17 protein-coding genes are annotated in these 18,362 nt (G+C 68.8%); 14 read left to right on the forward strand and 3 right to left on the reverse strand.

Features of this window, described 5'->3' with window-relative positions; genetic code table 11:
- Positions 1–19: 19 nt before the first annotated feature.
- Positions 20–1,117: an ABC transporter substrate-binding protein gene (locus tag J2Y49_RS14005; RefSeq protein WP_310115453.1), complete on the forward strand. Its 1,098-nt coding sequence runs from the start codon at positions 20–22 to the stop codon at positions 1,115–1,117.
- Between the two features lie 8 nt (positions 1,118–1,125).
- Positions 1,126–3,504: an ATP-binding protein gene (locus J2Y49_RS14010; protein ID WP_310115454.1), complete on the forward strand. Its 2,379-nt coding sequence runs from the start codon at positions 1,126–1,128 to the stop codon at positions 3,502–3,504.
- A 34-nt stretch (positions 3,505–3,538) separates the two neighbouring features.
- Here the strand turns inward: J2Y49_RS14010 and J2Y49_RS14015 are convergent, their stop codons facing one another.
- Positions 3,539–3,784: a hypothetical protein gene (locus J2Y49_RS14015; protein ID WP_310115455.1), complete on the reverse strand. Its 246-nt coding sequence runs from the start codon at positions 3,782–3,784 to the stop codon at positions 3,539–3,541.
- Between the two features lie 252 nt (positions 3,785–4,036).
- Between J2Y49_RS14015 and J2Y49_RS14020 the strand changes: the two genes are divergently transcribed.
- The 12 genes from J2Y49_RS14020 (at position 4,037) to paaK (ending at position 16,383) form a co-directional block, all read left to right on the forward strand.
- Positions 4,037–4,864, forward strand: coding sequence for a Crp/Fnr family transcriptional regulator (locus J2Y49_RS14020; protein ID WP_310115456.1), 828 nt, complete (start codon positions 4,037–4,039; stop codon positions 4,862–4,864).
- A 475-nt stretch (positions 4,865–5,339) separates the two neighbouring features.
- A complete protein-coding gene (paaA, locus tag J2Y49_RS14025) occupies positions 5,340–6,353 on the forward strand; it encodes a 1,2-phenylacetyl-CoA epoxidase subunit PaaA (protein WP_310115457.1) in 1,014 nt (337 codons plus the stop codon).
- Positions 6,354–6,379: 26 nt separating this feature from the next.
- Positions 6,380–6,667 (forward strand): 1,2-phenylacetyl-CoA epoxidase subunit PaaB, encoded by a 288-nt coding sequence (gene paaB, locus J2Y49_RS14030; protein WP_085092120.1) that lies wholly within the window; start codon positions 6,380–6,382, stop codon positions 6,665–6,667.
- Entirely contained in the window at positions 6,667–7,431 is a 765-nt protein-coding gene (gene paaC / locus J2Y49_RS14035; RefSeq protein ID WP_310115459.1) for a 1,2-phenylacetyl-CoA epoxidase subunit PaaC, read from the forward strand. The genes paaB and paaC overlap by 1 nt, the downstream gene beginning before the upstream one ends.
- Before the next feature lie 7 nt (positions 7,432–7,438).
- Positions 7,439–7,960 carry a 1,2-phenylacetyl-CoA epoxidase subunit PaaD gene (gene paaD, locus J2Y49_RS14040; RefSeq protein ID WP_310115460.1) on the forward strand — a complete coding sequence of 174 codons (522 nt, stop codon included), beginning with the start codon at positions 7,439–7,441 and terminating at the stop codon, positions 7,958–7,960.
- Between the two features lie 199 nt (positions 7,961–8,159).
- A complete protein-coding gene (gene paaE / locus J2Y49_RS14045; RefSeq protein WP_310115461.1) occupies positions 8,160–9,239 on the forward strand; it encodes a 1,2-phenylacetyl-CoA epoxidase subunit PaaE in 1,080 nt (359 codons plus the stop codon).
- Between the two features lie 43 nt (positions 9,240–9,282).
- Positions 9,283–10,962, forward strand: coding sequence for a phenylacetic acid degradation protein PaaN (gene paaN, locus J2Y49_RS14050; RefSeq protein ID WP_310115462.1), 1,680 nt, complete (start codon positions 9,283–9,285; stop codon positions 10,960–10,962).
- Positions 10,959–11,753, forward strand: a complete 795-nt coding sequence (gene paaG / locus J2Y49_RS14055) for a 2-(1,2-epoxy-1,2-dihydrophenyl)acetyl-CoA isomerase PaaG (protein WP_310115463.1) — start codon at positions 10,959–10,961, stop codon at positions 11,751–11,753. The genes paaN and paaG overlap by 4 nt, the downstream gene beginning before the upstream one ends.
- The gene (paaH, locus tag J2Y49_RS14060) at positions 11,753–13,270 is read left to right on the forward strand and encodes a 3-hydroxyacyl-CoA dehydrogenase PaaH (RefSeq protein ID WP_310115464.1); all 1,518 of its coding nucleotides are present in this window, start codon (positions 11,753–11,755) and stop codon (positions 13,268–13,270) included. The genes paaG and paaH overlap by 1 nt, the downstream gene beginning before the upstream one ends.
- Positions 13,263–13,706 (forward strand): hydroxyphenylacetyl-CoA thioesterase PaaI, encoded by a 444-nt coding sequence (gene paaI / locus J2Y49_RS14065; protein ID WP_310115465.1) that lies wholly within the window; start codon positions 13,263–13,265, stop codon positions 13,704–13,706. The genes paaH and paaI overlap by 8 nt, the downstream gene beginning before the upstream one ends.
- Positions 13,707–13,774: 68 nt before the next feature.
- Complete coding sequence (pcaF, locus tag J2Y49_RS14070; protein WP_310115466.1) at positions 13,775–14,983, forward strand: 3-oxoadipyl-CoA thiolase; 1,209 nt, start codon at positions 13,775–13,777, stop codon at positions 14,981–14,983.
- A 74-nt stretch (positions 14,984–15,057) separates the two neighbouring features.
- Positions 15,058–16,383 (forward strand): phenylacetate--CoA ligase PaaK, encoded by a 1,326-nt coding sequence (gene paaK, locus J2Y49_RS14075; RefSeq protein WP_310115467.1) that lies wholly within the window; start codon positions 15,058–15,060, stop codon positions 16,381–16,383.
- A 149-nt stretch (positions 16,384–16,532) separates the two neighbouring features.
- On the opposite strand, the gene J2Y49_RS14080 is transcribed toward paaK, so the two are convergent.
- Both J2Y49_RS14080 and J2Y49_RS14085 read right to left on the reverse strand, forming a co-directional pair.
- The gene (locus tag J2Y49_RS14080; RefSeq protein ID WP_149227111.1) at positions 16,533–17,195 is read right to left on the reverse strand and encodes a MarC family protein; all 663 of its coding nucleotides are present in this window, start codon (positions 17,193–17,195) and stop codon (positions 16,533–16,535) included.
- 287 nt (positions 17,196–17,482) lie between these two features.
- Positions 17,483–18,295: an IclR family transcriptional regulator gene (locus J2Y49_RS14085; RefSeq protein ID WP_310115468.1), complete on the reverse strand. Its 813-nt coding sequence runs from the start codon at positions 18,293–18,295 to the stop codon at positions 17,483–17,485.
- Between the last annotated feature and the right edge of the window lie 67 nt (positions 18,296–18,362).

The raw sequence follows: 18,362 nt of genomic DNA on the forward strand, positions 1-18,362 counted from the left end.
GGCGACCGGGCCCGAACCGGTGATCCTGGCGCTGGACGGCGAATTCGGGCTGACCAACAGCACCTCGGCCGAGGCCATAGAGCGCGGCATCCTGACCGCCATCGACGACATCAACCGCCAGGGCGGCGTGCTGGGCGGCCGGCCGCTGGCCCTGATCACGCGCGAACACCGGTCGATCTCCGCCCGCGGCATCAAGAACATCCGGGAACTCGCCACCATTCCCGACCTGATCGCGGTGTTCGGCGGCCGGTTCAGCCCGGTGGTGATCGAGGAACTGCCAGTCCTGCAGCAGACCCGCACCCTGTTCCTCGCCCCCTGGTCGTCGGCGGACGGCATCGTCGACAATGGGATGAAGCCCAACTACATCTTCCGCCTGTCGCTGCGCGACGGGCTGGCCATGCCCTTCCTGCTGACGCGCGCCGCCGACCGCGGGCTGACCCGCGTCGGGCTGCTGCTGACCAACACCGCCTGGGGGCGCTCCAACCTGGAGGCGGCGAACCGTCATCTCGCCGGGCGCGACAGCCCGAGCGTGGTCGGCACCGCCTGGTACAATTGGCGCGACCGCAAGCTGATCGACAAGTACGAGGAGCTGGCGGCCGCCGGCGCCCAGGCCATCCTGCTGGTCGCCAACGACGACGAGGCCGCCGTGCTGGTGCGCGAGGTGGCGGCCCTGCCGCCCGGCCGGCGGCTGCCGATCCTCAGCCACTGGGGCGTCACCGGCGGCGATTTCACAGGTCAGGCCGGACCGGCCCTGCAGGAGGTCGACTTCACCGTGATCCAGACGGTCAGCCCCTTCCGCATCCCGCCCGAACGGCTGGCTCCGGTCCTGGAGACCGCCGGGCGCCTGTTCGGCATCCACCGGCCGGAGGACATCGTGTCGCCGGTCGGCTTCCTGCACGCCTACGACCTGACCCGCATCCTGGCGTTGGCGATCGACCGCGCCGGCACCACCGACCGGGCCGCCGTGCGCGACGCGCTGGAGCAGGTCGGCCCCTATCGCGGGGTGATCCGCGATTTCGAGCGCCCCTTCGCCCCCGGCCGGCACGAGGCGTTGGGACCGCAAGACCTGCTGATGGCGCGTTTCCGCCCCGACGGCGTGCTGGTCCCGGTGGAATGAGCGCGCCGATGACCGGACCCGATCCCTACCGCCCCCCGAATGGCGCCATCCCCCCGAGCGCCATTCCCAGCGCGGCGCAGCGGATGCTGACCTCCGGCCGGCTGGCCCGCCGCTTCGCGCTGGTGTCGCTGATGCTGGGCGTGCTGATCGCCATCCTGATCGGCGCCAGCCTCTATGTGGTGTCGAGCCGCCATCTGGCGCGCCAGCATCTCGCCAATGTGGAAGCGAACGCCAGCCTCGCCGCCCGCCAGACCGAGGGGCTGCTCAACACGCTGGCCACCACCGTGCGCGAGTTGGCCGACAACAGCGTGCTCGCCACCGCTCTGGTCGATTCCGCGGGCAAGGAAACCTATCTGGTCCCCTTCCTGGGCAGCTTCAATCACATCGCCAGCGTGCCCGTGGCGATCGTCTTCACCGATTTCGAAGGGGAACCGATCGCCGACAACGGGCGCCAGTCGGGCACGCTGTCCATCGGTCCCACCGATATGGCCTGGCTCCGCGCGGCAATCGCCGCCGGAAAGCCGGCCGCCACCGTGATCCACCAGGACGACACCCATTACCTGCTGGCGGCGGAGATGCTGATCTATTCCCGCACCAGCTCGCCGGAAGGGGCGCTGCTCTACAAGGTTCCACTCGACTCCCTGGTGCTGCATCCGGAGGCGGAGCTGCTGCACACCGGGGAGGAACCGCAGCCGCTGACCCCGGACATGATCGCGGTGACCGTTCCGCTCACCGTGCCGAACAGGCTCTCGACGCTCGGGCTGCAGCTTCGGCTGGAGGCGCCGCGCACGCCGACCACCGCCCTGCTGTCCTGGATGCTGCCGGCCTATGGTCTGGTCGCCGTAGCCGCCCTGCTGGCGATCTATATCGGCAGCCGCGCCGTCGGCAGCCACATGACCCGCTCCCTGCGCGAACTGGAACGGCTGGCCGGCTCCATCGCCACCGACGGCTTCACCGGCCAGCGCGCCAGGGTGCGCGGCAGCGACGAGGTGTCGGCGCTGGCCCGCGGCTTCAATGCCATGCTGGACCATATCGCGGCGATCCAGCGCGAGCGCGAGATGCGCGCGGCGGAGGAGATCACCATCCAGCGCACGCTGGCCGAACGCGCCGAACAGGCGCGCGCCGAAGCCGAAAGCGCCCGCAACGAGGCGGAGCGTTCGCGCCAGGAGGCGGTGATGGCGCTGATGGTGGCGGAGCGCGCCAACGCCGCAAAGACCCATTTCCTGGCCGCCGCCAGCCACGATCTGCGCCAGCCGGTACAGTCGCTGGTCCTGCTGACCTCGGCGCTGGCGCTGAGGCTGGGCGACCATCCCGCAGCATCACTGGTCGGCAGCATCGAGGCGTCGATGGACGCGCTGTGCCGGCTGCTCGACGCCATCCTGGACATCTCGAAGCTGGATGCCGGCACCGTCTCCCCCAACGTGCAGACGGTGTCTCTCGGCGCCATCTTCGCGCGGCTGGAGGGGGAATACCGGCTCCGCGCCGCGGAGAAGGGCATTGCCTTCCGCAGCGTTCCCACCGACGTGACCCTGAACGCCGACCCGGCCCTGCTGGAGCGGATCATCCGCAATCTGGTGGAGAACGCACTGCGCTACACCGACCATGGCCGCATCCTGCTGGGCTGCCGCCATGGCTCCGGAACCTTGCGCATCCAGATCCACGACACCGGCATCGGCATTCCGCCGGAGCATCTGGAGCGGATCTTCCACGAGTTCTACCAGATTTCCAATCCCACCCGCGACCGCGGCAAGGGGCTGGGGCTGGGGCTCGCCATCGTCGACCGGCTGGCGCGGCTGCTGGGATACCGGGTGCATGTCGCCTCCCGGCCCAACCGCGGCTCCTGCTTCACGCTGGAGATCCCGATGCCGGCCCTGTCCGCGCCGGCCATCTCACCTGCGGCCGAGGCGGCGGAGCATGCCCCGCAACCGGGGCGCGGCATCGCGCTGGTGATCGACGACGACCCGCTGGTGCGCGAGGGGCTGACCCTGCTGATCGAGGATCTCGGCTGGCGGGCGATCGCGGCGGACAGCGCCGGCCACGCGCTCCGCCTGCTGCGGGAGCAACCGCGCCCGCCCGATCTGGTGATTGCCGACTACCGGCTGGAGGCGGGCGCCACCGGGCTGCAGGCGATCCACGCGGTTGAGACCGCACTGAAGGAGCAGGAGCACGCATCGCCCCTCAGCGTCGTGCTGACCGGCGACACCGCGCCCGAACGCATCGCCGACGCCGAGGCCAGCGGCTATCGCATCCTGCACAAACCCATCGCCGCCAAGGAGGTGGCGCAGTTGCTGAGCGACGCGCTGCTGGCCGGGGTTGACCGCGACGACGCCCGCGGGCCCACACCTGAAGGCGCCGGCCGCCGCGACTCAGCCATCCTGAAGGGCTGAACGCGCCGGCCGGCCGCTTCCTGCCGTCGGCACGCTACCCGCGCTGGGATTGCCCGGCGGCATCGACCTGGAGGGCGAGCCGCTCTATGGCGCGCACCGCCATTTCCTGGCGGTGTGCCGGGTCACGTATTTCCTGCCGCAGATGGGCTGCCGCCGCGTCTTCCAGCGCGCCCCGCGCCTCCTCGGGCGTCAATAGACCCTTTTCAACCATTGCGATCACCAGCGATTCACAAATCGAGAGAGCGGCCATGCCCGCCGCCTCTTCCTCCGCCGTCATCATGCCCCCCGTCTGCTTGTTCCACGCATTGCCCCGGCGCCGGTGCTGCCCATCCGGCATCGCAAAAGGCATAGGAACAACAGCGGGGTCTGTGGCGCGTCACACCACGTTCGAAGAAAATATCGGGCCGATTAACCTATGTTGTAGCCCCTTTTATCGAAAGCCTTAAACGTTCGATACGACGCGGAACCGGTTGAACTTCGCATCCGTTCATCAAGGCGCCAATATTAGGACAAAGAAGGCAAAGAGACGATCATGACTCGCGCCCCGGCGAGCCGCGCCATCGAGCACACTCCATTGTGGCTCAAATTGAGCAGCTACCTCGTTCTGTCGGATGAGGAGAAATCGTACCTTTCCGATTTGGAAAGGACGATCGTGCGCGAGCCGCCCCGGACGGATCTTCTCCAGCAGGGCGAAAGATACCGGGATGTCCGCATCATGCGCGACGGCTGGGCAATCCGTCACAAAGCCTTGCCGGACGGCCGGCGTCAGGTGGTTAACTTCGTCCTGCCCGGCGATCTCATCGGCATGTATTGCACGCTGTTCGAATCCGCGGACCACAGCGTCACCACCCTGACCGCAGTGGAGGTGGCGAGCTTTCCGCCCGAACGGATCGGTGAGCTTTTCCGCTCCTTCCCGCGTCTTGCCGCCGCCCTCGCCTGGTCCGGCGCGCGGGAGGAGGCCATCGTCGCCGAACGCCTGCTCAGCCTGGGCCGGCGCACCGCGCTGGAACGCACCGCCCACCTGATCGTGGAGCTTCTGCGCCGGCTCAGCATCGTCAACATGGCGGCCGACGGGCATTTCGTGCTGCCGGTGACGCAGGAGATCCTGGCCGACGCGCTGGGGCTGAGCATCGTCCACATCAACCGCACCCTCCGCCGCCTGCGCGACAGCGGCCTGATCGAGTTGAACGGCCAACGCATCACCGTCAACGACGTGCGCCAGCTCGCCTCCGTCGGCCAGTTCGACGAACTGTACCTCCACCTGATCCGCGCGCCGCGCCGCCTGGAACGCGCCTTCTCCGGCGCCCCCCAACACCACAACGGCACCCGCCCGGACGGCGAAGACCGCCCGAAGGCGTAAGCCTCTCTCCGCTTCCAAGACCTTCGCCCCCAACCAACACCAGTCCCCTCCCCCGCTCAGCGGGGGAGGGTCAGGGTGGGGGCATGCGTGGCGAGGATTCTTGAAAATCCACGCAATGCGTCGCGCTCACCCTAACCCTCTCCCCGGGGGGAGAGGGGATATTCCAGCGCCATAGTCAGTTATACCTGAGGCAGCACATCTCCCCCTTCAGCCTGCCTCTTCCGCATCGCACAAATTCCGACAAACCATACCGTCCGTGTATCGGCGAATCCCTTCGCTCATCCTTTTCCAGTAGGACGCAGCCCCAACGCCATCCCAACAATCGAACTTAACTATCTGAATAAAAACGCTTTCTCCCGCCTCCATCACGCCACCCCAGAAGCGACACATATTTCCGCTTTACAGTCGTTGATCTGTATCATAATTTTCCCTGAGAAATTGTTCGCTGGACGCGCAATCCATCTCGGGGATGCCGATGTACACGCAAGGTTTGGATGCCAAGACCGAGCAGGGCGCTCAACCGTCTCCCCGGCTGGTGACGGAACAGGAAGCCGCTCTCCAGGGCCGCTTCCAGGAGCGCGTCGATGCCGAAGAGAAGATCGAGCCGCGCGACTGGATGCCGGAGGGCTACCGCCGCACGCTGGTCCGCCAGATCTCGCAGCACGCCCATTCGGAAATCGTCGGCATGCTGCCGGAAGGAAACTGGATCACCCGCGCGCCGACGCTGCGCCGCAAGGTGGCCCTGCTGGCCAAGGTGCAGGACGAGGGCGGGCACGGCCTCTATCTCTACAGCGCCGCCGAGACGCTGGGCGTATCGCGCGACGAGCTGGTCGGGCAACTGCTGTCGGGCAAGGCCAAATATTCCAGCATCTTCAACTACCCGACCCCGACCTGGGCCGACATCGGCGCCATCGGCTGGCTGGTCGACGGCGCGGCGATCATGAACCAGGTGCCGCTCTGCCGCTGCTCCTACGGTCCCTATGCCCGCGCCATGGTCCGCATCTGCCGGGAGGAGAGCTTCCACCAGCGCCAGGGCTACGAGCTGATGCTGGCGCTGGCCCAGGGCACGGCGGAGCAGAAGCGGATGGCGCAGGACGCGCTGAACCGCTGGTGGTGGCCGTCGCTGATGATGTTCGGCCCGTCGGACGACCAGTCCGCCCACTCCGCCCAGAACATGGCCTGGAAGATCAAGCGCTTCTCCAATGACGAGCTGCGCCAGCGCTTCGTCGACGCCACGGTACCGCAGGCGGAGTTCCTGGGCCTGACCATCCCGGACCCGGAGCTGCGCTTCAATGCCGAGACCGGCCATTACGAATTCGGCGCCATCGACTGGACCGAGTTCAACGAGATCCTGAAGGGCAACGGCCCCTGCAACCGCGAGCGCATCGAGGCCCGCCGCAAGGCGTGGGACGACGGCGCCTGGGTGCGCGAGGCCGCCGTCGCCCACGCCGCCAAACGCAAGCAGCGCGCCCTGAAGAAGGCCGGCTGACCCAAGAAATCCGAGGGAACGAGACGATGGACCGTAAGGACTGGCCGCTGTTCGAGATCTTCATCCGGCCGAAGAACGGGTTGTCGCACAAGCATGTCGGCAGCCTGCACGCCGCCGACGCCCGCATGGCGCTGGACAATGCCCGCGACGTCTACACCCGCCGCGGCGAGGGCGTCAGCATCTGGGCGGTTCCGGCCTCCAGCATCGCGGCGTCTGACCCGTCGGAGAAGGCCAGCCTGTTCGATCCGGCCGACGACAAGGTCTATCGCCACCCGACCTTCTACGACATCCCAGCCGACGTGAAGAATATCTGATGAGCACGGATCTCGAAGAAGCCCTGTTCGGCTACACGCTGCGGCTGGGCGACACGTCGCTGGTGCTGGGGCACCGGCTGTCGGAATGGTGCGGCCATGCGCCGGAGCTGGAAGAGGACATCGCGCTGACCAACGTCGCGCTCGACCTCGTCGGCCATGCGCGCATGCTGCTGACCTACGCCGGCGAGCTGGAAGGCAAGGGCCGCGACGAGGACCGCCTCGCCTACCGGCGCGACGTCTTCGACTACCGCAACCATTTGCTGGTCGAGCAGCCCAACCGCGACTTCGGCCACACCATCGTCCGCCAGTTCCTGCACGACGCCTGGTCGGTGGAGATGTACGAGCGGCTCTGCTCCTCGACGGACGCCACGCTGGCCGGCATCGCCGCCAAGGCGGTGAAGGAGGTGCGCTATCACGTCCGCCACAGCGGCGACTGGCTGGTGCGGCTGGGCGACGGCACCGACGTCAGCCACGCCAAGGTCGCCGACGCGCTGGGCCGCCTCTGGCCCTACACCGGCGAGATGTTCGAGCGTGACGAGGCCGAACAGGCGCTGGTCGCCGCCGGCATCGTCCCCGACCCGGCCGGGCTGAAGGCCGGCTGGACCGCCCGCGTCGAGGCAGTGCTTGATGAAGCGACACTCGACCGCCCGGCCGACGGCTGGATGCAGAAGGGTGGCCGCCGCGGCGAGCACAGCGAGCATCTGGGCTATCTGCTGGCCGAGATGCAGTTCCTGCCGCGCGCCTACCCCGACGCAAATTGGTGAGGCCGAGATGCCGGATGCAGCAGGCTGCTGGGGACCGGAACCGGGTGCCGACGCGGTCGTGAAGGCCGCCTGGGAGGCGCTGGCCGGGGTGATGGATCCGGAGATCCCGGTGCTGAGCATCGTCGATCTCGGCATCGTCCGCGCGGTTTCAGCGGATGACGAGGGCCGGCTTTCGGTGGCCCTGACGCCGACCTATTCCGGATGCCCCGCCACCAACGTCATCGTGCTTGAGGCGGAAACCGCGCTGGCCCGCGCGCGCCTCGACGCCCGCGTCTCGGTGGTGATCGCCCCGCCCTGGACGACCGACTGGATCAGCGACACCGGCCGGGAAAAGCTGGCCGAGGTCGGCATCGTCCCGCCGCCGCATTCCGGCAAGCGGTCGCTGACCGCGCCCGACGAGGTGATCGCCTGCCCGCGCTGCGGCTCGGAGGACACCCGCCAGATCAGCCGCTTCGGCTCCACCGCCTGCAAGGCGCTGCACGCCTGCAACGCCTGCCTCGAACCGTTCGACGTGTTCAAATGCCATTGAGTGGAAGCGCCGGCCGCACTTGCCCCCACTCTAACCCTCCCCCGCTTCGCAGGGGAGGGAACTGCCGCCGCTCTCCCGAACAAGCACTTGCCCCCTCCTCCGCCCAGCGGGGGAGGGTTGGGGTGGGGGCAAGCGCCGCAACCACTGCCGCGACCACTCCACCGGCCCGCCCCCAACCGGCTCGACCGAGGACCACCCCATGACCAGCCCCAGCTTCCACCCGCTGACCATCCGCGAGTGCCGCCGGGAGACCGCGGACACCGTGTCGATCGCCTTCGACGTGCCGGCCGATCTCGCCGACCGTTTCCGCTTCGTCCAGGGCCAGTACCTGACCCTCAAGACCCACATCGGGGACGAGGAAATACGTCGCTCCTATTCCATCTGCTCCGGCGTGGACGAGGGCGAGCTGCGCGTGGCGGTGAAGAAGGTCGATGGCGGCCTGTTCTCCACCCACGCCAACCAGTCGCTGGCGCCGGGCGCCGTGCTGGAGGTGATGACGCCGATGGGGCGCTTCCACACCCCCATCGACCCGAACGCCGCCCGCACCTATGTCGCCTTCGCCGCCGGCAGCGGCATCACCCCGGTGATGTCGATCCTGAAGACCGTGCTGGCGCAGGAGCCGAAGAGCCGCTTCGTCCTGGTCTACGGCAACCGCACCGTCACCTCCATCATCTTCCGGGAAGAGCTGGAGGACCTGAAGAACCGCTACATCGGCCGGCTGGTGATCCACCATGTGCTGAGCCGCGAGCCGGAAGAGGCCGGACTGCTGGGCGGCCGGATCGGCGCCGGTCTGGTGCGCGAACTCTGCGCCGGTCCGCTGAAAGCCGAGGACATCGACGCCGCCTTCCTCTGCGGTCCCCAGCCGATGGTGGAGGAGGTGCGCGACGCGCTGGCCGCCTGCGGCACGCCGCCCGCCAACATCCATGTCGAGCTGTTCGGCACCACGACCGCCGCGCGGCCCACGGTCAGGAAGGTGGCGGCCGACACCCCCACCGATGCCGCGACCATCGCCATCCTGCAGGACGGCAAGCGCAAGGAATTCACGCTGCCCTACGATGGCGAGAGCATCCTCGACGCCGCCCACCGGCACGGCGCCGACCTGCCCTATTCCTGCAAGTCCGGCGTCTGCTGCACCTGCCGCGCCAAGGTCCGCGAAGGCAAGGTGGAGATGGCCGAGAACTACTCGCTGGAAGCGTGGGAGATCGAGGCCGGCTATGTCCTGACCTGCCAGTCGCGCCCGCTGACCGAACGGGTCGTCATCGATTTCGACGCCGCCTGATCCGACGCCGCCTGATCCAACGACAATAAGGAAACGCCCCGCCATGACCACCACCCCGCAGAGCCTGTTCGAGACGCACGAGGCGACGCTGCAGAAGGCCGTGGAGGCCTGCCGCAGCCGCGCCTACTGGTCGGCCTTCCCCGAAATGCCGAGCCCGCGCGCCTATGGCGAGACGGCGGCGACGGATGGCGAGGCGGCCTTCGCGGCATACCGCGACAAGCCTTTCGAACTGGACCAGCCGGGCGTGACCGGTACGGTGGGTGGCGAGCGTTCGCCCTTCGGCTTCGACCTTGGCATCACCTATCCGGTGTCGGACGTCGATGCGCTGGTGAAGGCGGCCAAGGCGGCGATGCCGGGCTGGCGCAAGGCGGGCCCGAACGGCCGGGCCGGCGTCTGCCTGGAAATCCTGAAGCGGCTGAACGCGCGGTCCTTCGAGATCGCCAATGCGGTGATGCACACCACCGGCCAAGCCTTCATGATGGCCTTCCAGGCCGGCGCCCCGCACGCCCAGGACCGCGGGCTTGAGGCGGTGGCCTATGGCTGGAAGGCGATGACCGACCAGACCCCGGCGGCGCGCTGGGAGAAGCCGCAGGGCAAGAACCCGCCGCTGGTGATGGACAAGCGCTTCGAGGTGGTGGGCCGCGGCGTCGGGCTGGTCATCGGCTGCGCCACCTTCCCGACCTGGAACGGCTATCCCGGCCTGTTCGCCAGCCTCGTCACCGGCAACGCGGTGATCGTGAAGCCCGGCCCGACCGCCATCCTGCCGCTCGCCATCACCGTGAAGATCGCACGCGAGGTGCTGGCGGAGTGCGGGCTCGACCCCAACCTCGTCACGCTCGCCATCGGCGACACCGTCGCCAAGGATCTGGCGCTGCGGCCGGAAGTGGCGGTGATCGACTACACCGGCTCCACCGGCTTCGGCGACTGGCTGGAGCAGAACGCCCGTCAGGCCCAGGTCTATACCGAGAAGGCCGGCGTCAACACGGTGGTGATCGACGGCACCGACGATCCCAAGGGCATGGTGCGCAACCTCGCCTTCACGCTCAGCCTCTATTCCGGCCAGATGTGCACGACGACCAAGGTCATCTTCGTGCCCAAGGACGGCATCCAGGCTGGCCCTGACCGCATGAGCTTCGATCAGGTCGTCTCGGCGCTGGCCGGCGGCGTCGACAAGTTCCTGTCCGACCCGGAACGCGCGGTGGAGGTGCTGGGCGCCATCCAGTCCGACGCGACGCTGGCCCGCATCGACGAGGCCGCCAAGCTGGGCACCGTCGTGCTGCCCTCGCGCGCCATCGCCCATCCGAAGTTCCCGGACGCCCGCATCCGCACGCCCTTGATCCTGACCATGGACGCGGATGAGGAGGACAAGTACGGCCATGAGCTGTTCGGCCCGATCTCCATCATCGTGAAGACCGACAGCACCGCCGACAGCCTGGAACGTGCCGCCCGCCTGACCCGGACCAAGGGCGCGCTGACCACCGGCCTCTACAGCACCGACCCGCAGCTGATCGAGCAGGCGACCGACCTGTTCGTCGAGGCCGGCGTCGCCCTGTCGGTCAACCTCACCGGCGGCGTCTTCGTCAACCAGTCGGCGGCCTTCAGCGACTTCCACGGCACCGGCGCCAACCCGGCGGCCAATGCGGCACTGTGCGACCTCGCCTTCGTCGCCAACCGCTTCCGCGTGGTGCAGAGCCGCGTTCCGGTTCTGGAGGCCGCGCAATGACTGCCGACAAGACCATCCTTCTCGACATCGCCGACGGCGTCGCCACCATCACGCTGAACCGGCCCGACCGGCTGAACAGCTTCACCGCGGCGATGCATGAGGAACTGCGCGAGGCCGTCGGCGAGGTCCGCGACGACAAGGCCGTGCGCTGCCTGCTGCTGACCGGCGCCGGGCGCGGCTTCTGCGCCGGGCAGGATCTGTCCGACCGCGCCGTCGCGCCGGGCGCCCAGGGTCCCGATCTCGGCGTGTCGATAGAAACCAACTACAACCCGCTGGTCCGGTCCTTGCGTGCCCTGCCGATGCCGGTGGTCTGCGCCGTCAACGGCGTCGCCGCCGGGGCTGGCGCCAACATCGCTCTCGCCTGCGACATCGTGCTGGCGGCGCGGTCGGCCAGCTTCATCCAGGCTTTCTGCAAGATCGGGCTGATCCCCGACAGCGGCGGGACCTGGACCCTGCCGCGTCTGGTCGGCCATGCCCGCGCCATGGGCCTCGCCATGCTCGGCGACAAGGTCTCGGCCGAGCAGGCGGAAGCCTGGGGCATGATCTGGAAGGCGGTTGACGACGACAGGCTGATGGCGGAGGCCGGCGCGCTCGCCCGCCAGCTCGCCACCCAGCCGACGCGCGGTCTGGCCCTCATCAAGCAGGCGCTCAACGCCTCCTCCGCCAACGACCTCGACACCCAGCTCGACCTGGAACGCGATCTCCAGCGCGACGCGGGCCGCACGCATGACTATCGCGAGGGCGTTTCCGCCTTCGTCGAGAAGCGCGCGCCGAAGTTCGAGGGGCGGTGATGGCGGCGCTCGATCCGTCCGTCACCGTCGCGGTGGTCGGGGCCGGGGCCATGGGCCAGGGCATCGCCCAGGTCGCGGCGCAGGCCGGCCATCCGGTCCTGCTGGTAGACACCCGCCCCGGCGCCGCGCAGGCCGCCGTCGAGTCCATCGCCAAGGCGCTGACCACGCTGGTCGAGAAGGGCAAGCGCACCGCGGCGGAGCGCGACGCCACCGTGGACCGGCTGCGCGCGGTGAACGGCCTGTCCGACCTCGCCCCCGCCGGTCTGGTGGTGGAGGCCATCGTCGAGGACCTCGACGTCAAGCGCCGCCTGTTCGCGGAGCTTGAGGGCATCGTCGGGCGCGATGCCATCCTCGCCACCAACACCTCGTCGCTGTCGGTCACCGCCATCGGCGCCGGGGTGCAGCAGCCGGAACGGCTGGCCGGCCTGCATTTCTTCAATCCGGCGCCGCTGATGGCGCTGGTGGAGATCGTCAGCGGGCTCGCCACCGATCCGGCGGTGCTCGACACGCTGTTCGACACGGCGAAGGGCTGGGGCAAGAGCCCGGTCCGCTGCCGCTCCACCCCCGGCTTCATCGTTAACCGCGTCGCCCGCCCCTTCTACGCCGAAGGGCTGCGGCTGGTGCAGGAGCAGGCAGCCGATCCCGCCACCATCGACGCCGTGATGCGCGAGGCCGGCGGCTTCCGCATGGGGCCGTTCGAGCTGATGGACCTGATCGGCCATGACGTGAACTTCGCCGTCACCCGCTCGGTCCACGCCGCCTATTTCGGCGATCCGCGCTTCCAGCCCTCGCTGATCCAGCAGGAGCTGGTGGAGGCCGGGCGTCTCGGCCGCAAGACCGGCTGCGGCTTCTACGACCACAGTCCCGGCGCCGCCAAGCCGGTGCCGTGCAGCGCCGAACCGGCGCCCAAGCCGCAGCGGGTTGTCTTGCAGGGCGACCTCGGCCCCGCCGCTGCGCTGTTTGGGCTTCTGCGCGAGGCTGGCATCGCCGTCGAGGAGACCGCCGGCCCCGGCGTGCTCGTCGCCGATGGCGTCACGCTGGCCCTGACCGACGGCCGCACCGCCACCGCCCGTGCGGCGGAGGACGGCATTGCCCCGCTGGTGCTGTTCGACCTCGCGCTGGACTACGCCAAGGCGACCCGCGTGGCGCTGGCCCCCGCCGACGGCACGCCGTCCGAAGCGGTCGCCGCCGCCGCCTGGCTGTTCCAGGCGCTGGGCAAGGCGGTGTCGGTGATCGACGACGCCCCCGGTCTGGTGGTGATGCGCACCGTCGCCATGCTCGCCAACGAGGCGGCGGACGCGACGATGCAGGGCGTCGCCAGCGCCGCCGATATCGACATCGCAATGACCAAGGGCGTGAACTACCCGCTGGGGCCGCTGGCCTGGGCCGACCGCATCGGCCTGCCCCATGTGCTGGGCGTTCTCGACGCGCTGGCCCGCACCTACGGCGAGGACCGCTACCGCGCGTCCGCCCTGTTGCGCCGCAAGATTTCCGGAGGAAACCGCTTCCATGGCTGAGACCTACACCGATCCCCAAAGCCTCGCCGAAGCGGTCGGCCGCGGCATGTACGAGCGCGACCATTGCGCCCAGGCCCATGGCATCGAGCTGCTGGAGATCGCCCCCGGCTATTCCCGCATGACGATGACGGTGCGCAAGGACATGGTGAACGGCCACGACATCGGCCATGGCGGCATGACCTTCACGCTGGCCGACACCGCCTTCGCCTATGCCTGCAACGCGGCCAACGAGGTGACGGTGGCGGCTGGCTGCTCCATCACCTTCCCGGCCCCGGCCAGGTTGGGCGACGTGCTGACCGCCGAATGCCGGGAGGTCCACAAGCGCGGCCGCTCCGGCGTCTACGACGTCACCGTCACCAAACAGGACGGCACGGTGGTCGGCCTGTTCCGCGGCCAGTCGGCGCGCATCGCGGGGACCGTGATTCCGGTCGAGTGATCCGGGCGGAATGACCGCCCCTGGCGGCCACGCCCACGATCCCCATCTGTTAGTTTCTGGAGCGAACCATGCGTGAAGCCTACATCTGCGATGCCGTCCGCACCCCCTTCGGCCGTTACGGCGGCGGGCTGGCCGCGGTGCGCCCGGACGACCTCGCCGCAGTGCCGCTGAGGGCGCTGGTGGAGCGCAATCCCGGTGTCGAATGGTCCGCCGTCGACGACGTGATCCTCGGCTGCGCCAACCAGGCCGGCGAGGACAACCGCAACGTCGCCCGCATGGCAGCATTGCTGGCAGGATTGCCGGAAGCGGTTCCCGGCACCACGGTCAACCGCCTCTGCGGCTCCGGGATGGACAGCATCGGCATGGCCGCCCGCGCCATCAAGGCCGGCGAGGCCGATCTGATCGTCGCCGGCGGCGTGGAGAGCATGACCCGCGCCCCCTTCGTCATGGGCAAGTCCGACAGCGCCTTCTCCCGGCAGGCGGAGATCTTCGACACCACCATCGGCTGGCGCTTCGTCAATCCGCTGATGAAGGCGAAGTTCGGCATCGACAGCATGCCGGAGACGGCGGAGAACGTCGCCGCCGACTACGCCATCTCCCGCGCCGACCAGGACGCCTTCGCCGTCCGCAGCCAGCAGCGCGCCGGCCGTGCCCAGGAGTCGGGCCGCCTCGCCCGCGAGATCGTCCCGGTCTCCATCCCCCGCCGCAAGGGCGAGCCGACCATCGTCGCCGCCGACGAGCATCTGCGTCCCGACACCACGCTGGAGGCGCTGGCCAGGCTCTCCACCCCCTTCCGCAAGGAAGGCGGCAGCGTCACCGCCGGCAACGCGTCGGGTGTCAATGACGGCGCCGCTGCGGTGATCGTGGCGTCCGAGGACGCGGTCAAGCGCTATGGCCTGACCCCGCGCGCCCGTGTCGTCGGCACCGCGGTGGCCGGCGTGGCGCCGCGCGTCATGGGCATCGGCCCGGCCCCGGCCACGCAGAAGCTGCTGGCCCGCCTTGGCCTCTCCATCGGCGACGTCGACGTGATCGAGTTGAACGAGGCCTTCGCCGCCCAGGGCCTCGCCGTTCTGCGCATGCTGGGCCTGCCCGACGATGCCGAGCATGTGAACCCCAACGGCGGCGCCATCGCGCTCGGCCACCCGCTGGGCGCCAGCGGCACCCGACTGGTCGCCAGCGCGGTGATGGAGTTGGAGGACCGCAAGGCGACTCGCGCGCTCTGCACCATGTGCATCGGCGTCGGCCAGGGCATCGCCATGATGGTGGAGCGGGTCTGAAGGGAATTTGGCATCGAATAGGGCCAACACCGGCCGTCAAGCGCCGGGCATCAGTACGAAGGGAGAAGCGCACCATGTCCATCATGACCGATACCGGCGTTAACCAGGGCGCGAAAGCCGGCATGGACCGCTACGAGTTCGCCAGCCGCGACGAGATCTTGGGCATGCAGACGGAGCGGCTGGCATGGTCGCTGCGCCATTCCTACGCCAACGTCGAGTCCTTCCGCGCCAAGTGCGAGGCGAAGGGCGTCCACCCCGACGACTTCAAGGAACTGAAGGATCTGGCGCTGTTCCCCTTCACGGTGAAGGACGACCTGCGCCGCGCCTATCCCTACGGCATGTTCGCCGTGCCGATGGAGGACATCGTGCGCGTCCATGCCTCCAGCGGCACCACCGGGCGGCCGACGGTGGTCGGCTACACCAAGGGCGACATCGACGTGTGGGCGGAGGTCGTCGCCCGCTCCATCCGGGCGGCGGGCGGCACGCGCAACGACATCGTGCACATCGCCTACGGCTATGGCCTGTTCACCGGCGGGCTCGGCGCCCATTACGGGGCGGAGCGGCTGGGCTGCGCCGTGGTGCCGATGTCGGGCGGCCAGACCGAGAAGCAGGTCCAGCTGATCCAGGACTTCAAGCCGACCATCATCATGGTCACGCCGTCCTACATGCTGAACATCGCCGACGAGATGCGCCGCCAGGGCATCGATCCGCGCAGCACCAGCCTGCGCGTCGGCATCTTCGGCGCCGAGCCGTGGACCGGCGCGCTGCGCGAGGAGATCGAGCGCACCTTCAACATCCACGCCGTCGACATCTACGGCCTGTCGGAGGTGATGGGGCCGGGCGTCGCGTCCGAATGCGTGGAGACCAAGGACGGTCCGGTGATCTGGGAAGACCATTTCTATCCCGAGATCATCGACCCCGAAACGGGCGAGGTGCTGCCCGACGGCTCATACGGCGAGCTGGTCTTCACCACGCTGACCAAGCAGGGCATGCCGGTCATCCGCTACCGCACCCGCGACCTGACCCGGCTGCTGCCGCCCACCGCCCGCGGCATGCGGCGGATGGACAAGATCACCGGCCGGTCGGACGACATGCTCATCATCCGCGGCGTGAACGTCTTCCCGACCCAGGTCGAGGAGCTGATCTGCAAGATTCCCGCGCTCGCTCCCCATTACGAGCTGGTGGTGAGCCGCGACGGCCACATGGACAACCTCGCCGTCCGGGTGGAGATGCATGACGACATCCACCCATCGGAATGGGACGGCCACGCCAAGCACCTGCAGCATTCGATCAAGTCGCTGATCGGCATCAGCACCCGCATCGAAGTGGTCGAACCCGGCGGCATCGCCCGGTCCATCGGCAAGGCCAAGCGCGTGCAGGACCTGCGTCCGAAGGGCTGATACCGCCGAGCCGTACGCTCGGCGGTAAGGGCCGCGACTGCGGCCAAGCAGGCCCATGCCTGCGAAGGCAAGCGGCCGGACGGCCGCGCCCGCCGTTTGAGGGCGAGCGTAAAGCCTGACATGTCAGGCTTTACGCTCGATAAGAAGATTCAGCCCTTCTGCGACAGCAGCGGGAAGGCGTCCAGAACACCGGTCAGCAGGATCTGGACGCCGACGCAGAACAGCAGGAAGGCGAACAGCCGCGTCAGCACCCGCACCCGCGTCGGACCCAGGAAGGCGACGATGCGGTCGGCGGAGCGGTAGGACAGCCAGATCAACGCAGCGATCGCCAGCGCGGCGCCCGACATGCCGATGAAGAACTCCATCAGCCCGCCGGCCCCGCGTGTCGGGCGGGTGGAGCCGAGAGCGATGGCGACCGAGATGGTGCCCGGCCCGGTGGTGAAGGGGATCGTCATCGGGAAGAAGGCCGATTCCGCCAGCCGGTCGTTGTCGCCGGTCGGCGCCGCCTGTTCCTGCTTGCGCGCCTCGTGCCGTTCCGGCGCGGTCAGCAACGCCCAGGCCCGTTCCGCCACCACGAAGCCGCCGGCGATCCGCAGTGCCGCCATCGACACGCCGAAGAAATTCAGCACATAGGCGCCCGCCCACAGCGCGGTCAGCATCACGATGGCCGAATAGAGGCTGACCAGCCCGGCCAGCCGCGCCCGGTCGCGCGGACTGCTGTCCGCCGTCACCTGACTGAAGATCAGTGCCATCGCCAGCGGATTGACGATGGAAAACAGGGCGGTGAAGGCGAGCAGGAAACTGTCGAGCATGGGATCCGGGGGGTGCGTCGGCTGTCCGAACAGTTAGCTGGGACGTGGCAATGCTGGCAAGGGCGGCGTTGTTCCTGGCATCGGGGCAATTGCATTTGGGTTTGATCGATTGCTGAAGCCCCTCTCCCCTTGCGGGAGAGGGGTTGGGGTGAGGGGCGCAATTCAACGCTTCCTCCCGGCCTCGGCCGGCTGCACCCCTCATCCCAACCCTTCTCCCGCAAGGGGAGAAGGGCATCCGTAGGGGTAAACGGCTGCTCCCGATTTAAATTCGGTGTCCCCCCCCACTCTCACCCGTTGAACAGCGTCGCGTCGATCCGCCGGACCATCGCCACCAGCCGCGGCGCGAACTCCTCCTCCAGTTTCTGCAAATCGACCATGAAGGCCGGCCCGCCGCAGTTGAAGGCCAGCACCTGCGATCCGTCGCGCGGCACGAAGGGAACGCCGACGGCGTGCACCTCCGACTTCCAGGCGCCGAGGGAGCGGCAGTAGCCGCGCGTCCGGTAATCCTCGATGGCCTGGAGGATGCCGTCGCGGATCTCGGGCCAGCGTTCCCCCTCATGCTCTTCCAGCTTCGCCATCAGCGGCGCGCGCTCCGCCTCCGGCAAGGCGGCCAGATAGGCGCGGCCCATGCCGGTGGTCGACAGCTTGATGTGGGAACCGACGTCGAGCGACAGGGTGATCGGCCCGGTCGCCTTGCAGCATTCCAGATAGATCATGCTCAGCCGGTCGCGCCCGCCCAGCGCCACGGCAAGGCCGGTCTGGTCGGCCAATTCCTGCATCAGCGGCCGGGCGACCTGCCGGATGCCCATACCCGACAGGCTGGCATAGCCCAGCGCCAGCACCGAGGTGCCGAGCCGGTACTTGCCGGTGTTCTGGTCGTAGGCGAGATAGCCCAGCTTTGCCAGCGTGTAGGTCAGCCGCGACACCGTCGGCTTGGGCAGGCCGGTGCGCTGCGCCAACTCCAGGTTGCCCAGCATCGATTCGTTGCGGCGGAAGGCGCGCAGCAGTTCCAGCCCGCGGGCCAGCGCCGTGACGAAACGCGGGTCCTTCTCGTCCTCCGCCAGATCGTCGGCGACCAGAGCCTCTTCCCGCCTGCGCATGACCCAATCCTCCCGCAACACGTCGCGGGACGATCCTGCCAGCGCCCGGACGGCAGGTCAATGAAAC

Origin of the sequence: Azospirillum sp. BE72 (assembly GCF_031455875.1) — a bacterium.
GTDB lineage: Bacteria > Pseudomonadota > Alphaproteobacteria > Azospirillales > Azospirillaceae > Azospirillum.

What these genes read in the sequence shown, in the direction of transcription:
- J2Y49_RS14010 (WP_310115454.1), top strand. Translation starts at nt 1,126, where the DNA reads ATGACCGGACCCGATCCCTACCGCCCCCCGAATGGCGCCATCCCCCCG.
- J2Y49_RS14015 (WP_310115455.1), bottom strand. Translation starts at nt 3,784, where the DNA reads ATGATGACGGCGGAGGAAGAGGCGGCGGGCATGGCCGCTCTCTCGATT.
- J2Y49_RS14020 (WP_310115456.1), top strand. Translation starts at nt 4,037, where the DNA reads ATGACTCGCGCCCCGGCGAGCCGCGCCATCGAGCACACTCCATTGTGG.
- paaA (WP_310115457.1), top strand. Translation starts at nt 5,340, where the DNA reads ATGTACACGCAAGGTTTGGATGCCAAGACCGAGCAGGGCGCTCAACCG.
- paaB (WP_085092120.1), top strand. Translation starts at nt 6,380, where the DNA reads ATGGACCGTAAGGACTGGCCGCTGTTCGAGATCTTCATCCGGCCGAAG.
- paaC (WP_310115459.1), top strand. Translation starts at nt 6,667, where the DNA reads ATGAGCACGGATCTCGAAGAAGCCCTGTTCGGCTACACGCTGCGGCTG.
- paaD (WP_310115460.1), top strand. Translation starts at nt 7,439, where the DNA reads ATGCCGGATGCAGCAGGCTGCTGGGGACCGGAACCGGGTGCCGACGCG.
- paaE (WP_310115461.1), top strand. Translation starts at nt 8,160, where the DNA reads ATGACCAGCCCCAGCTTCCACCCGCTGACCATCCGCGAGTGCCGCCGG.
- paaN (WP_310115462.1), top strand. Translation starts at nt 9,283, where the DNA reads ATGACCACCACCCCGCAGAGCCTGTTCGAGACGCACGAGGCGACGCTG.
- paaG (WP_310115463.1), top strand. Translation starts at nt 10,959, where the DNA reads ATGACTGCCGACAAGACCATCCTTCTCGACATCGCCGACGGCGTCGCC.
- paaH (WP_310115464.1), top strand. Translation starts at nt 11,753, where the DNA reads ATGGCGGCGCTCGATCCGTCCGTCACCGTCGCGGTGGTCGGGGCCGGG.
- paaI (WP_310115465.1), top strand. Translation starts at nt 13,263, where the DNA reads ATGGCTGAGACCTACACCGATCCCCAAAGCCTCGCCGAAGCGGTCGGC.
- pcaF (WP_310115466.1), top strand. Translation starts at nt 13,775, where the DNA reads ATGCGTGAAGCCTACATCTGCGATGCCGTCCGCACCCCCTTCGGCCGT.
- paaK (WP_310115467.1), top strand. Translation starts at nt 15,058, where the DNA reads ATGTCCATCATGACCGATACCGGCGTTAACCAGGGCGCGAAAGCCGGC.
- J2Y49_RS14080 (WP_149227111.1), bottom strand. Translation starts at nt 17,195, where the DNA reads ATGCTCGACAGTTTCCTGCTCGCCTTCACCGCCCTGTTTTCCATCGTC.
- J2Y49_RS14085 (WP_310115468.1), bottom strand. Translation starts at nt 18,295, where the DNA reads ATGCGCAGGCGGGAAGAGGCTCTGGTCGCCGACGATCTGGCGGAGGAC.